The 13,515-nt window shown below is 68.4% G+C and carries 11 protein-coding genes; 5 read left to right on the top strand and 6 right to left on the bottom strand.

Annotated elements, in window-relative coordinates; genetic code table 11:
* Positions 1-10: 10 nt before the first annotated feature.
* Positions 11-709 carry a nucleotidyltransferase family protein gene (locus HTA01S_RS24195; protein ID WP_068176566.1) on the bottom strand — a complete coding sequence of 233 codons (699 nt, stop codon included), beginning with the start codon at positions 707-709 and terminating at the stop codon, positions 11-13.
* A 180-nt stretch (positions 710-889) separates the two neighbouring features.
* Here HTA01S_RS24195 and tkt point away from each other — a divergent pair, with 180 nt between their 5' ends.
* The 4 genes from tkt to HTA01S_RS24175 all read left to right on the top strand — a co-directional run bounded on the left by tkt (position 890) and on the right by HTA01S_RS24175 (position 5,686).
* A complete protein-coding gene (gene tkt, locus HTA01S_RS24190) occupies positions 890-2,974 on the top strand; it encodes a transketolase (RefSeq protein WP_068176564.1) in 2,085 nt (694 codons plus the stop codon).
* Between the two features lie 42 nt (positions 2,975-3,016).
* On the top strand, positions 3,017-4,015 hold the full coding sequence (gap, locus tag HTA01S_RS24185) for a type I glyceraldehyde-3-phosphate dehydrogenase (RefSeq protein WP_068176561.1): 999 nt from the start codon (positions 3,017-3,019) through the stop codon (positions 4,013-4,015).
* Between the two features lie 131 nt (positions 4,016-4,146).
* The gene (locus tag HTA01S_RS24180) at positions 4,147-4,758 is read left to right on the top strand and encodes a TetR/AcrR family transcriptional regulator (protein WP_068176557.1); all 612 of its coding nucleotides are present in this window, start codon (positions 4,147-4,149) and stop codon (positions 4,756-4,758) included.
* Positions 4,759-4,762: 4 nt separating this feature from the next.
* Positions 4,763-5,686: an alpha/beta hydrolase family protein gene (locus HTA01S_RS24175; RefSeq protein ID WP_068176555.1), complete on the top strand. Its 924-nt coding sequence runs from the start codon at positions 4,763-4,765 to the stop codon at positions 5,684-5,686.
* Positions 5,687-5,689: 3 nt separating this feature from the next.
* On the opposite strand, the gene HTA01S_RS24170 is transcribed toward HTA01S_RS24175, so the two are convergent.
* From HTA01S_RS24170 to HTA01S_RS24160, 3 genes are all read right to left on the bottom strand, one after another.
* Positions 5,690-6,511: an SPOR domain-containing protein gene (locus HTA01S_RS24170; protein ID WP_068176550.1), complete on the bottom strand. Its 822-nt coding sequence runs from the start codon at positions 6,509-6,511 to the stop codon at positions 5,690-5,692.
* Positions 6,505-7,305 (bottom strand): biotin--[acetyl-CoA-carboxylase] ligase, encoded by an 801-nt coding sequence (locus tag HTA01S_RS24165; protein WP_068176547.1) that lies wholly within the window; start codon positions 7,303-7,305, stop codon positions 6,505-6,507. Before HTA01S_RS24165 ends, HTA01S_RS24170 begins: the two co-directional genes overlap by 7 nt.
* A gap of 105 nt (positions 7,306-7,410) precedes the next feature.
* Complete coding sequence (locus HTA01S_RS24160) at positions 7,411-7,956, bottom strand: SET domain-containing protein (protein ID WP_084236560.1); 546 nt, start codon at positions 7,954-7,956, stop codon at positions 7,411-7,413.
* A 140-nt stretch (positions 7,957-8,096) separates the two neighbouring features.
* On the opposite strand from HTA01S_RS24160, the gene HTA01S_RS24155 reads away from it, so the two are divergent.
* Positions 8,097-11,066, top strand: coding sequence for a DNA topoisomerase III (locus tag HTA01S_RS24155; RefSeq protein WP_068176572.1), 2,970 nt, complete (start codon positions 8,097-8,099; stop codon positions 11,064-11,066).
* Positions 11,067-11,091: 25 nt separating this feature from the next.
* On the opposite strand, the gene HTA01S_RS24150 is transcribed toward HTA01S_RS24155, so the two are convergent.
* Together HTA01S_RS24150 and HTA01S_RS24145 are read right to left on the bottom strand one after the other, a co-directional pair.
* On the bottom strand, positions 11,092-12,567 hold the full coding sequence (locus tag HTA01S_RS24150; RefSeq protein ID WP_068176544.1) for a sensor histidine kinase: 1,476 nt from the start codon (positions 12,565-12,567) through the stop codon (positions 11,092-11,094).
* A 154-nt stretch (positions 12,568-12,721) separates the two neighbouring features.
* Positions 12,722-13,390, bottom strand: coding sequence for a response regulator (locus HTA01S_RS24145; protein ID WP_068176542.1), 669 nt, complete (start codon positions 13,388-13,390; stop codon positions 12,722-12,724).
* Positions 13,391-13,515: the final 125 nt, after the last annotated feature.

Below are 13,515 nucleotides of genomic sequence, written 5' to 3'. Positions count from 1 at the left end.
CTCCACTTCTTCAGCCCAGTTCTTTTAGCCTTTCGGGCGTGCCCACGTCGGTCCAGGGGCCGGTGTAGAGCTCGGCGCTGACCCGCCCGGCGTCCATCGCGCGGCGCAGCAGCGGCGCCAGCGGCTCGGCCGTGCCCTGGGGGTTGCCGGGCAGCACCTCGCACCACGGCGTTTCGAAGAGCGCGCGGCGGTACAGACCGATGGTGCTGTAGGTGAATCGTTCGCCATCGGCCGTGTTGAGGGCCCGTCCGTCGGCCGAGAGGCCGAAATCGCCCCGCGGGTTGTGCGCCGGGTTGGGCACGAGCCAGATGTGCGCCAGCATCCCGCTGGCGGCAAAGCGGTCCACGCTGGCCTGGTTGAAGGCGAAGCCGGGCGCGTACACGTCGCCCGCCAGCACCCAGAACACGTCGTCCAGCAGCGGCAGCGCGCGAGAGATGCCGCCGGCCGTCTCCAGCGCGTAGCCAAAGTCCTGGCCCTCGTGAGAAAACGCCAGCTCGGCGCCCGGGTGCGCCAGCGGCCAGCCGGCGAAGTGCTCTTCAATCTGCTCGCCCAGCCAGGCGGTGTTCACCACCAGCCGCGTGAAGCCGCCCGACTGCAGCGCCTCCATGGCCCACTGCATCAGCGGTTTGCCGCGCACCGGCAGCAGGGGTTTGGGCGTGGTGTCGGTCAGTGGGCGCATGCGCACGCCGCGTCCGGCGGCCAGCAGCATGGCGGCGGTGGGCGGTTGAAGGGGGTGGGGGCTCGGCATGGGTGTGGGGTGCGGTGGCCCTCGAATTATGGGCGCGCGCCGCGTGTGGCAGACCACACCGCGCCGGGCCATGGGGCGGCCCGATAAAATCCTGGGTTTGGCGCTTTCGCGCCGCCATCCCCCCACCCTCCGGTTCCCCCCATGCTCGACGCCGCCAACACCCCCACCAGCCCCGCCCCTGCCGCCGTCCCCGGTGTGTCGCCCCAGACCCAGGCCAACGCCATCCGCGCGCTCGCCATGGACGCGGTGCAGGCCGCCAACTCGGGCCACCCCGGCGCGCCCATGGGCATGGCCGACATGGCGGTTGCCCTGTGGGGCCGCCACCTGCGCCACAACCCGACCAACCCCGCCTGGGCCAACCGTGACCGCTTCGTGCTGTCCAACGGCCACGGCTCCATGCTGATCTACGCGCTGCTGCACCTGACCGGTTACAAGCTGCCCATCGGTGAACTGAAGAGCTTCCGCCAGCTCGGCAGCAAGACCGCGGGCCACCCCGAAGTCGGCCACACGCCCGGCGTGGAAACCACCACCGGCCCGCTGGGCCAGGGCATCAGCAACGCGGTGGGCATGGCGCTGGCCGAGAAGCTGCTGGCGTCCGAGTTCAACCGCGACGGCCACGCCATCGTCGACCACCACACCTACACCTTCCTGGGCGACGGCTGCCTGATGGAGGGCATCAGCCACGAAGCCTGCGCGCTTGCCGGTGCCTGGAAGCTCAACAAGCTGATCGCGCTCTACGACGACAACGGCATCTCCATCGACGGCCAGGTCGCGCCCTGGTTCATCGACGACACACCCCAGCGTTTTGAGGCCTACGGCTGGAACGTGATCCGCGCCGTGGACGGCCACGACGTGGACGCCGTGGACCGCGCTATTCGCCAGGCGAAAAACAGTGCCGACAAGCCCACGCTGATCTGCTGCAAGACCGCCATCGGCAAGGGCAGCCCGAACCGCGCCAACACCGCCAAGGCCCACGGCGAGCCGCTGGGCGCCGAAGAGATCAAGCTCACCCGCGAGGCCCTGGGCTGGAGCCACGCACCGTTCGCGGTCCCGAAAGACGTGTACGCCGCCTGGGACGCCAAGGCCGCCGGCAAGACCGCCGAGGCCGCCTGGAACGCACAGTTCGCCACCTACAAGGCCGCCTTCCCCGAGCTGGCCAAGGAATTCACCCGCCGCATGAAGGGCGAGCTGCCCAAGGCTTTCCACCAGGTCGCCGTGGACGCCGTGCTCGCCGCGCACACCAAGGCGGAGACCGTGGCCAGCCGCAAGGCCAGCCAGATCGCGCTGGAGACCTTCACCGCCGCCCTGCCCGAACTGCTGGGTGGCAGCGCCGACCTGACCGGCTCCAACCTCACCAACACCAAGTCCACCCCCAGCCTGCGCTTCGATCTGGCGGGCAACGTGGTGAAGAACGAAGCCGGCCAGGGCGGCCGCCACATCAACTACGGCGTGCGCGAATTCGGCATGGCCGCCATCATGAACGGCGTGGCGCTGCACGGCGGCTTCATCCCCTACGGCGGCACCTTCCTCACGTTCTCCGACTACAGCCGCAACGCCATCCGCATGGCCGCGCTGATGAAGCAGCGCGTGATCCACGTGTTCACGCACGACTCCATCGGCCTGGGCGAAGACGGCCCGACGCACCAGTCCGTCGAGCACGCCGCCAGTCTGCGCCTGATCCCCAACCTGGACGTCTGGCGCCCGGCCGACACGGCCGAAACCGCCGTGGCCTGGGCCGTGGCCCTGCAAAACAGCAACAAGCCCACCGCGCTGCTGCTGAGCCGCCAGAACCTGCCCTACGCGCCCAAGCACGAGCTCGGCGACATCAGCCGCGGCGCCTATGTGCTGGCCGAGCCGGCCGAAGTGGGCCTGAAGAAAAAGGCCCAGGCCGTCATCATCGCCACCGGTTCCGAAGTGCAGCTGGCGCTCAAGGCGCAGGAAGCCTTGGCCCGGGAGCACAAGATCGCCGTGCGTGTGGTCTCCATGCCCAGCACCACCACCTTCGACCGCCAGGACGCCGCCTACAAGGCGGACGTGCTGCCCAAGGGCCTGCCGCGCATCGCGGTGGAAATGGGCTCCACCGACGGCTGGTGGAAATACGGCGTGGCCGCGGTCGTCGGCCTCGACACCTACGGCGAATCCGCTCCGGCGCCGGTGCTGTTCAAGCACTTCGGCTTCACCCCAGAGAATGTGGCCGATACGGTGCGCGCCGTGCTGGCGAAATAAGACGGTTTCCTTTTCACTTTTCATCCATCAGGAGTACAGGACATGACCATCAAGATCGGCATCAACGGCTTCGGCCGCATCGGGCGCAACGTGCTGCGCAGCGCGATCCAGAACTTCGCCGACATCGAAGTCGTCGCCATCAACGACCTGCTCGAACCCGACTACCTGGCCTACATGCTCCAGTACGACAGCGTGCACGGCCGCTTCAAAGGCACGGTCAAAGTCGAAGGTGGCAACATCGTCGTCAACGGCAAGACCATCCGCCTCACGCAAGAGCGCGACCCCGCCAACCTGAAGTGGAACGAAGTCGGCGCCGACATCGTGATCGAATCCACCGGCCTGTTCCTCGACAAGGTCACGGCCCAGAAACACCTGGACGCCGGCGCCAAGAAAGTCATCCTCTCCGCGCCCTCCAAAGACGACACCCCCATGTTCGTCTACGGCGTGAACCACACCACCTACGCCGGCCAGGCCATCATCTCCAACGCCTCGTGCACCACCAACTGCCTGGCCCCCGTGGCCAAGGTGCTGAACGACAAGTGGGGCATCAAGCGCGGCCTGATGACCACGGTGCACGCCGCCACTGCCACGCAGAAGACCGTGGACGGCCCGAGCAACAAAGACTGGCGCGGTGGCCGCGGCATCCTGGAAAACATCATCCCCAGCAGCACCGGCGCTGCCAAGGCCGTGGGCGTGGTGATCCCTGAGCTGAACAAGAAGCTGACTGGCATGAGCTTCCGCGTGCCGACCTCCGACGTGTCAGTGGTCGACCTGACCGTGGAACTCAACAGCGAAGCCAGCTACGCCGAGATCTGTGCCGAGATGAAGGCGCAGAGCGAAGGCGCCCTGAAGGGTGTGCTGGGCTACACCACCGACAAGGTCGTGGCCACCGACTTCCGTGGCGAGACCTGCACCAGCGTGTTCGACGCCGACGCCGGCATCGCGCTGGACAGCACCTTCGTGAAGGTCGTGGCCTGGTACGACAACGAGTGGGGCTATTCGAACAAGTGCCTGGAGATGGCGCGCGTCGTGGCGGGCTGATACCGGTCTCCCCCAACAAAAAAGCGCCTTCGGGCGCTTTTTTGTTGGGCTGACGGTGTTCATCGGGGGGTGTGAACACAGGCGACAACATGGCACTTGACACTAGACCGACCGGTCTATAGATTCGCGCCATGTCCGACGTTTCCACCCCAGGCACCCGCGAACGCCTCATCGCCGCCATGACCGACGCGCTGCGCCGCCGTGGCCTGCACGGCATCGGTCTGACCGAGTTGCTGCAGCAGGCCGGGGCGCCCAAGGGCGTGCTCTACCACCACTTCCCCGGCGGCAAGACCGAGCTGGCGATCGCGGCGATCGACGCGGTGGTGGACCGCATGCTGCGTGGGCTCGACGCCCTGCTGGCCGCCACGCCCGACCCGCTCGACGCCCTGCGCCGCTGGGTCGGCGGCGCCACCGCCCGGTTGCAGGACAGCGGCTTCGAGTCCGGCTGCCCGTTGGCCACGGTGGCGCTGGAGAGCACGGCCCAGGACGCCGCGCTGCGCGAAGCACTGGCCCGGGCGTTCACCCGCGTGCGCGAACGCATCGCCCAGGCGCTGGAGCGGGCCGGCGAGCCGCGCGCGCAGGCGCAGGGCTTGGCCGCCCTCATCGTGGCCGCCTACGAAGGCGGACTGCTGCAGGCCCGCGTGGCGCAGAGCAGCGAACCGATCCAGCAGGCCACGATGAGCTTGCTGGCCCTGCTGTCGGCGCGGTCGCCCGGCGCGCTCGCCTCTTCTGAAGGAGCCTGATTCCATGTCCTCATCTGTTGACCTGGACGCCTCTGCGGCATCCCCCGTGGCCGGCGAGCGCCTGAGCCTGCGGGCGGCCGATGGTTACCCGCTGGTGGCCCACCGTTTCAGGAGCCCCACGCCACCGCGCGCACACTTGGTGGTGGGCGGCGCCACCGGTGTGCCCCAGGGCTTCTACCGGCGCTTTGCGGAACACGCGGCGCAGCGGGGTTTTGACGTGCTCACCCTGGACTACCGGGGCATCGGCCAGTCGGCGCCGGCCACGCTCAAGGGCTTTCGCATGGACTACCTGGACTGGGGCCGGCTCGATCTGGCCGCCGGTGTCGAGGCGATGCGTCTGGACGGCGTGCCGCTGTACCTGGTGGGCCACTCCTACGGCGGCCACGCGCTCGGGCTGCTGCCCGACCCCAGCGCGGTGGACGGTGCCTACACCTTTGCCACCGGCGCCGGCTGGCACGGCTGGATGCCGCCGCTGGAGCGGCTGCGGGTGCTTTTCTTGTGGCGCGTGCTCGGGCCGGTGTGGACGCGCGCGGCCGGGTACCTGCCCTGGAGCCGGCTGGGCATGGGCGAAGACCTGCCGCTGGACGTGTACCGCCAGTGGCGCCGGTGGTGCAACTACCCGCGCTATTTCTTCGACGACCCCCACATGCAGGCCGTCACCGAGCGCTTCGATGACGTGCGCTTTCCCATCGTGGCGGTCAACGCGCTCGACGACGCCTGGGCGCCCCCGGCCTCGCGCGACGCCTTCATGGCCGGCTACCGCAACACCGCGGTGCGCGCCGTGAGCATCGACCCGCGCCGCGCCGGCCTGGGGGCCATCGGCCACATGGGTTACTTCCGCCCCCGGGCTCGACCGCTGTGGAACGACGCCCTGGACTGGTTTGAGGGGCAGCGGGCGCAGGCGCTGCCGGTGAAGGTGGTCCGTTGAGGCTCAGTTGCAGCGCTTGAGCGGCCGGCCCGCCAACAGGGGGCTCAGCCCGGCCACGGCAGTGCGCTGCGTGGGGGTGATGCGGGGCAGGCGCAGCGTGAAGCTGCTCGACTCGGCGCGCTCCTGCGCGACCCGGGCCGTGCGCACGCCGGTGCGGACGATGTCGGCCAGGGCCTTCTCGGCCGCCGCTTCGCTGGAGTAGGTGCCCAGCGCCAGGCCGGGGCCCAGGCCGGCGGCCGACAGCTCGCGGAAGGAGACCTTCAGCTCACGCAGCTCGGCCTTCTTGCGCTCCACCTGCTCCTGGTTGTCGTAGCGGCCCATGTAAACGATCCAGCGCCCGCCGCTGCGGGCTTCGATGAACTGCCAGCTGCGCGGCAGGTCGAGCTGGCCCAGGGCGGTGCGCAGCGCCTCGGTCTGGGCCTCGGTGAAGCCGCCGGCCTGCCAGCAGGCTGTGGTCTCCGGCGTTTGGGCAACAGGGGGGGGTGGCGCGGGCGGGATGGGATTGGCCGGAACCTCTGCGACCGGCGCCGGTGCCTCGGTGGCTGGCGCCGCAGTGGGTTCGGGTGGTGTGGCGGGCGCCTCGGCGCCGGTGCCTGCCACGTCCGGGCCGGGCGCCGCCGTCTGCACCGGTTCCGGTGGCGGCGCTGGCTCCACCGCACGCGGCCCGTTGAGCAGGCGCAGCGTCTGGGGCTGAACCTGCGCCTGCAGGCGTTCGGGTTCACGCTGCTCCTGGGGCACCAGACCGAGCGCCTCCAGATGGCCTTGCGTCCAGGCGAAATAGGCTAGGTTGGCGAGCAGCAGGAGGATGGCCGCCGCTCTCAGCATGGCCGCACGCTCACTTCGGCGCTGGTGACTTCGCGCAGGCCCTGTGGCGTCAGCACCTGCAGGGCCCCCTGGCGGCTGACCCCCTCGGCCATGCCTTCGACGCCGTCGGACAAACGCACGGCGCGGCCGCTGAGGGCATCGCGGCGTGCGAAGCGCGCCGCAAACGGCGCGAACCCCTCGCGCTCGAAGCGCTGCACGTCGCGCACCAGGGCGGGCGCGACGCGTTCCAGCGCCTCGCCGACCGTGACCCCGACCAGCACCTCGGCCAGTCCGGCCGGTGCCACCGGGGGCAGCGCATTCGGTGCACCCGCCAATGCACCCACGGCCGCGCTCTCGGGCCGGGCGATGTTGATACCCACGCCCACGACCACCGTGCGGCGAGCGGTGGCGCTGTCACCGGTGCCGGCCGTCTCGACCAGGATGCCGCCGAGCTTGCGCTCGTGCAGCCAGAGGTCGTTGGGCCACTTCAGGCGCACGTCGGGGTGCAGGCTCTCGGCCAGGCTCACCCCCACGGTGAGCGAGAGGCCCGACCAATCGGCCGGTGCCAGCGGCAGTGCCAATGAAAAGGTGAGCGACTGACCGGCCCGGCTGTGCCAGGCCTTGCCCAGACGCCCGCGCCCGGCGGTCTGTTGTTCGGCGGCCAGCAGCACGGGGTCCATGGCGCCTGCACGCGCGCGGCGCATGAGCTCGGTGTTGGTGGAATCGATGCTGGGCAGCACCTCGACGGTGAAACCCGGCAGGTCGGGCACGACCGCCTGCCAGACCGATTCGACGTGGGCGAGTAGGTCAGACATGACCGGAGAGACGTACCTGCAGCCCAGAACACCGCGCAACCGGCTTTGCCGGAGCGCTGGTGTTGTCCCCCCTCAGGGGGAAAGACGCGAAGCGGCGCAGGGGGGTCATCCTAGCTTCGACGCTTTGCCAGCCCGTTTGGGCGCCAGCAGCGTGCCGCGGCAGCGGGGCGCGCCGCACCAGCACGGGTACTCGGCCTTGAGCTTCGGGGTGTAGGGCTCGTCGATCACCAGGCCGTAGTCGTAGAACAGCTCTTCGCCCGCGGCAATGTTGCGCTGGGCCCGGATGAACACCCGGCCATCGTCCACCTCGGCCTCGCAGTTGGGCTGGCAGCTGTGGTTGATCCAGCGCGAGGAGTTGCCGCCCACCTTGGCGTCGATCACGTGGTCTTCGTCGATGTGGAAGTAGAAGGTGTGGTTCGGGTCGCTGGGGTCGTGCGGGTGGCGGCGCAGGGCCTCGTCCCAGGTGATGATCTCGCCCACGTATTCGATCAGGGTCTCGCCCTCGGCCAGATCCACCACGGCATAGACGCCCTTGCCGTGCACGCCCGAGCGGCGCGTCTGGATGCGGCGGCTGCCCGTGGCGGGCTCCTTATTGGCGGACGCGGGGCGCGACGGGCGGGGGTTTTCAGCGAAACCGGGGGTTTTCGTCACAGACAAAAATTTTGGTAAGGTTGTTTCATGCAGGTGCGCGCGTGTGTGTGCGTACCCATGTGTGCGCGTGCATGCGCGCGTGAAAGTTGATTGTAGAGATGAAAACCGAAGGTTTCGCCAAAACGGCGAGCAATGCCAATATGGCAAGCAACGCCAAAACGCTGGTCATCGCCGAGAAGCCGTCCGTGGCCCAGGACATCGTGCGTGCGCTCACCCCGGTCGCGGGCAAGTTCGACAAGCACGACGATCACTTCGAGAACGACCAGTACGTGGTCACCTCGGCCGTGGGCCACCTGGTGGAGATCGCCGCGCCCGAGGAATTCGACGTCAAGCGTGGCAAGTGGAGCTTTGCCCATCTGCCGGTGCTGCCGCCCTACTTTGAGTTGAAGCCGATCGACAAGACCAAGTCGCGGTTGAGCGCAGTGGTCCGTCTGGCCAAGCGCAAGGACGTGGCCCGCCTCATCAACGCCTGTGACGCGGGCCGCGAGGGCGAACTGATCTTCCGCCTGATCGAGCAGTACGCCGGCGGTTTCAAGGGGGGGGCCTACCAGACCCTGGGCAAACCGGTGCAGCGCCTGTGGCTGCAGTCCATGACGCCCGCGGCCATCCGCGACGGCTTCGAGCACCTGCGCAGCGACGCGCAGATGCAGGGTCTGGCCGACGCGGCGCGCAGCCGATCCGAGGCCGACTGGATGGTCGGCATCAACGGCACGCGCGCCATGACCGCGTTCAACTCGCGCGACGGCGGCTTCTTCCTCACCACGGTCGGCCGGGTGCAGACGCCCACGCTGTCCATCGTGGTCGAGCGCGAGGAAAAGATCCGTGCCCACCGCAGCCGCGACTACTGGGAGATCCACGCCAGCTTCCTGGCCGAGGCCGGCGAGTACCCGGGCAAGTGGTTCGACCCGGCCTTCAAGAAACCCACCGGCGAAGACGCCGACCTGGAGCAGCGCGCCGACCGCGTCTGGAGCCAGCGCGAAGCCCTGGCGATCGCCGACGCGGTGCGCGGCAAGGCCGCCAGCGTCAAGGAAGAAAGCAAACCGACGACCCAGGCCAGCGGCCTGCTGTACGACCTGACCAGCCTGCAGCGCGAGGCCAACGGCCGCTTCGGCTTCTCGGCCAAGACCACGCTGCAGCTCGCGCAAAGCCTCTACGAGCGCCACAAGGCCCTGACCTACCCGCGGACCGATTCACGCGCCCTGCCCGAGGACTACCTGCCCACGGTGAAGCAGACCTTCGAGATGCTGGCCGGCAGCGGCATGAAGCACCTGGCACCGCACGCCCGGACCGCGCTCGACGGCGGCTACATCCGCCCGAGCAAACGCATCTTCGACAACAGCAAGGTGTCGGACCACTTCGCCATCATCCCGACCTTGCAGGCGCCGAGCGGCCTGAGCGAAGCCGAACAGAAGCTCTACGACCTGGTGGTGCGCCGTTTCCTGGCGGTGTTCTTCCCGAGCGCCGAATTCATGGTGACCACGCGCATCACGTCTGTGGTCAATCACCACTTCAAGACCGAAGGCAAGGTGCTGGTCAAACCGGGCTGGATGGCCGTGTATGGCAAGGAAGCCGCCGAAGACGTGGTGGATGCCAAAGAGGGCGACAAGGGGCAGAACCTGGTGCCGGTGCGCGAAGGCGAGACCGTGCGCACCGAATCGGTGGAAACCAAAGGCCTGAAGACCAAGCCCCCCGCCCGCTACAGCGAAGCCACGCTGCTGGGCGCCATGGAAGGTGCGGGCAAGCTGGTGGACGACGACGAGCTGCGCGAAGCGATGCAGGAGAAGGGCCTGGGCACCCCGGCCACGCGCGCGGCCATCATCGAAGGCCTGCTGACCGAAAAATACATGTTGCGCGAAGGCCGCGAGATCATTCCCACGGCCAAGGCCTTCCAGCTCATGACGCTGCTGCGCGGTCTGGGCGTGGAAGAACTCTCCAAGCCCGAGCTCACCGGCGAGTGGGAATACAAACTCGCGCAGATGGAGCACGGCAAGCTCAGCCGCGCCGCCTTCATGGGCGAGATCGCCGCCATGACCGAGCGCATGGTGAAGAAGGCCAAGGAATACGACCGCGACACCATCCCCGGCAACTACGCCACCCTGCAGACGCCCTGCCCCAACTGCGGCGGCGTGGTGAAGGAAAACTACCGCCGTTACGGCTGCACCGGCGCCGACGGCAACAGCGAGGGCTGCGGCTTCTCGTTCGGCAAGTCGCCGGCCGGCCGCACCTTCGAGCCCGAAGAAGCCGAAACCCTGCTGCGTGACAAGAAGATCGGCCCGCTCGAAGGCTTCCGTTCCAAGGCGGGCTGGCCTTTCGTGGCCGAGATCGTCATCAAGTTCAGCGAAGAAGACCAGAACTGGAAGCTCGAGTTCGACTTCGGCGACGACAAGAAGAACGAAGAGACCGGCGAGCTGGTCGATTTCACCGGCAGCGAGTCGCTCGGTGCCTGCCCCAAGTGCGGCAGTCCGGTGCACGAACACGGCGCCAACTACGTCTGCGAAAAGTCGGTGCCCACGATGGCGCAGGCCACGCCGACTTGCGATTTCAAGAGCGGCAAGATCATCCTGCAGCAGCCGGTGGCGCGCGAGCAGATGCAGAAACTGCTGGAAACCGGCAAGACGGACCTGCTCGACAAGTTCGTCTCCATGCGCACGCGCCGCGCCTTCAAGGCCTTCCTGGCCTGGGACAAGGAAGCGGGCAAGGTGAACTTCGAGTTCGAACCGCGCACCAGCAAATTTCCGCCGCGCAAGACAGCCACCGGAGCACCCGCGCGCGCGCCCGCCGGCAAGGCCGCTCCGGCCAAGAAGGCGGCGCCGGCGAAGAAAGCCGCGGCCAAAAAGACGCCCGTGGTGAAGACCCCCAAGGCGCCCCGCAAGACCACAGCGGCCAGTGGAAAACAGCCCAGCGCCGCGCTGGCGGCCGTGATCGGCGAAGGCGCCGTCTCGCGCCCCGAGGTGGTGAAGAAGCTGTGGGACTACATCAAGGCCCACGGTCTGCAGGACGCGGCGGACAAGCGCCGCGTGAACGCCGACGCCAAGCTGCGACCGGTGTTCGGCAAGGACCAGGTCACGATGTTCGAGATCGCCGGCATCGTGGGCAATCACCTGGAATGACCCCCGCCGCGCTGAGCCGCGGACCCTATTCCTGCGGGGCGGTCTTGCGTGGCGCGAACCGCACCGAGGCCCTCAGCCCCGGCTTCGGGCGACCGGGCTGGGCGTCGTCCATGTGCACGGTGGCGCCGTGCTGCTGGGCGATCTCGTGCACGATGGCCAGCCCCAGGCCGGAGCCGTCCACGTTGGTGCCCAGCGCCCGGTAGAACGGCTGCAGCACGAACTCGCGCTCGTTCTCCGGAATGCCCGGGCCATCGTCCTCCACCTGCAGGATCATCACGCCGCTGAAGCGGTCGACCAGCATGCGTGCCGTGACCACCCCGCCCCGGCCCGCGTAGTTGATGGCGTTGTCCACCAGGTTGCGCACCATCTCTTCGAGCAGGGTCGGGTTGCCCTCGATCAGGCATTCCTTGGGCACCTGCTCGGGGCCTTCGTAGCCCAGGTCGATGCCGTATTCCATCGCGCGCGGTACCGAGTCGCGCACCACGTCCGTGACCAGCCGCGCCATGTCGACGGTGCCGCTGGGCAAGGTGCGGCCCGTGGTTTCGGCGCGGGCCAGCGCGAGCAACTGGTTCACGGTGTGCGTGGCGCGTGAGCTGGCGCGCGCGATCTGCTGCAGCGAGCCGCGGATTTCCGCCGGATCGGTTTCGCGCTGGGCCAGCTCGGCCTGCATGCGCAGGCCCGCCAGGGGGGTCTTGAGCTGGTGCGCCGCATCGGCCAGGAAGCGTTTCTGCGTCGTCAGCGAGGTCTTCAGCCGCGTCAGCAGGTCGTTGATGGAAGAGACCAGAGGCGCCACCTCCTGCGGGATGAACGACTCTTCGATCGGGCTCAGATCGTCGGGCTTGCGCGCGCGGATGCGCTGCTCCAGCTCGTTGAGCGGGCGGATGCCGCGCACCAGCGCCAGCCAGACCAGCAGCACCGCCAGCGGCAGGATGACGAACTGCGGCACCATCACGCCCTTGATGATTTCGGTGGCCAGCGTGGAGCGCTTGCCCTTGGTTTCGGCCACCTGCATCAGCACCAGCCGCTGCATGCTGTTGTTGCGCGAGAGCCAGGTGTAGGCCACCCGCACCTCGTCACCGCGCACGATGTCGTCGCGCAGCAGCACCCGCCCGGGTTCGGGGGTTTCGTTGTCGCGCGGCAGCGGGAAGTCGCTCTCGCCGCTGATGAGATCGCCGCGCGGGTCCAGCACCTGGTAATAGACCAGATCGCTGTCGTCCGCGCGCAGCAGGTCGCGCGCCTGCGGCGTGAGGTTGAACGTGACCCGGCCGTCGTTGCTGACCACGAACTGCGTGAGCGCCTGCAGGTTGAATTCGAGGGCGCGATCGAAGGGCTTGCTGGCAATGCCCTGCGCGACGAACCAGGTCAGCGCCAGTGACAGCGGCCACAGCAGCAGCAGCGGCGTGAGCATCCAGTCCAGGATCTCGCCGAACAGGCTGCGCTGCTCACGCTGGAACAAGCCAAAGGACACCGGGCCGCTGTCCTGTCTTTTTTCTTCGGACATGTCAGTGACCGGGCGTCATCGAATGTGGGTGCCCAACCGAAGAGTTCGGGGCGCGAGAAGTGTCTGACCCAGAACGCGGCGGAACCGGCTTTGCCGGGCCGCTCGCGTTGCCCCCCCGGGGGGGTGACGGGCTGCAAGCCCGGCGCGGGGGGGATCAGATCTTCTCAAGGCAATAGCCCAGGCCGCGCACGGTGGCGATGCGGATCGGCCCCTTTTCGATCTTCTTGCGCAGCCGGTGGATGTACACCTCGATGGCGTTGTTGCTCACCTCTTCGCCCCACTCACACAGGCGCTCGACCAGCTGGTCCTTGCTCACCAGCCGCCCGGCGCGCTGCAGCAGCACTTCGAGCAGGCCGAGCTCGCGCGCCGAGAGTTCGATCATCTTGCCGTCGATGGTCGCCACACGGCCGGCCTGGTCGTATTCCAGCGGGCCGTGCTTGATGGTGTTGGTGCTGCCGCCCATGCCGCGGCGCGTGAGCGCGCGCACCCGCGCTTCGAGTTCCTGCAGCGAAAACGGCTTGGCCATGTAGTCGTCGGCGCCGTAGTCCAGGCCCTTGACACGCTCCTCGATGCTGTCGGCCGCGGTCAGGATCAGCACCGGCAGTGCCGAGCCGCGCGAACGCAGGCGCTTGAGCACCTCCAGCCCGTGCAGCTTGGGCAGGCCCAGGTCGAGGATCAGCAGGTCGAACTCGTTGTTCGTCATCAGGGCCGCGTCGGCCTCGCTGCCACTGGCCACGTGGTCCACCGCCGCGCCGGCCGCGCGCAGACTGCGCAGCAGACCATCGGCCAGGACCTGGTCGTCTTCGGCAATCAGGATGCGCATGAATGTCTCCTGGGGAGCGGGCGCAAGCGCCTTGTTATCGGGTCGGACGGGCCGGTTCGGGTGCGTCCCGCTGCGCATGCCCCCTGTCGGCCGGAAGGGATCGTCCCATTTTAGTTCTCCATGCT

This window comes from Hydrogenophaga taeniospiralis CCUG 15921, from assembly GCF_001592305.1.
Classification (GTDB): domain Bacteria; phylum Pseudomonadota; class Gammaproteobacteria; order Burkholderiales; family Burkholderiaceae_C; genus Hydrogenophaga; species Hydrogenophaga taeniospiralis.
The sequence above is the reverse complement of the archived record's forward strand: the minus strand, read 5'-3'. Positions and strand labels throughout refer to the sequence as shown.

Coding starts and splice junctions, on each gene's coding strand:
- HTA01S_RS24165 (WP_068176547.1), bottom strand. CDS start 7,305: ATGTCTGACCTACTCGCCCACGTCGAATCGGTCTGGCAGGCGGTCGTG.
- HTA01S_RS24150 (WP_068176544.1), bottom strand. CDS start 12,567: ATGTCCGAAGAAAAAAGACAGGACAGCGGCCCGGTGTCCTTTGGCTTG.
- tkt (WP_068176564.1), top strand. CDS start 890: ATGCTCGACGCCGCCAACACCCCCACCAGCCCCGCCCCTGCCGCCGTC.
- HTA01S_RS24180 (WP_068176557.1), top strand. CDS start 4,147: ATGTCCGACGTTTCCACCCCAGGCACCCGCGAACGCCTCATCGCCGCC.
- HTA01S_RS24155 (WP_068176572.1), top strand. CDS start 8,097: ATGGCAAGCAACGCCAAAACGCTGGTCATCGCCGAGAAGCCGTCCGTG.
- HTA01S_RS24195 (WP_068176566.1), bottom strand. CDS start 709: ATGCTGCTGGCCGCCGGACGCGGCGTGCGCATGCGCCCACTGACCGAC.
- HTA01S_RS24175 (WP_068176555.1), top strand. CDS start 4,763: ATGTCCTCATCTGTTGACCTGGACGCCTCTGCGGCATCCCCCGTGGCC.
- HTA01S_RS24145 (WP_068176542.1), bottom strand. CDS start 13,390: ATGCGCATCCTGATTGCCGAAGACGACCAGGTCCTGGCCGATGGTCTG.
- gap (WP_068176561.1), top strand. CDS start 3,017: ATGACCATCAAGATCGGCATCAACGGCTTCGGCCGCATCGGGCGCAAC.
- HTA01S_RS24170 (WP_068176550.1), bottom strand. CDS start 6,511: ATGCTGAGAGCGGCGGCCATCCTCCTGCTGCTCGCCAACCTAGCCTAT.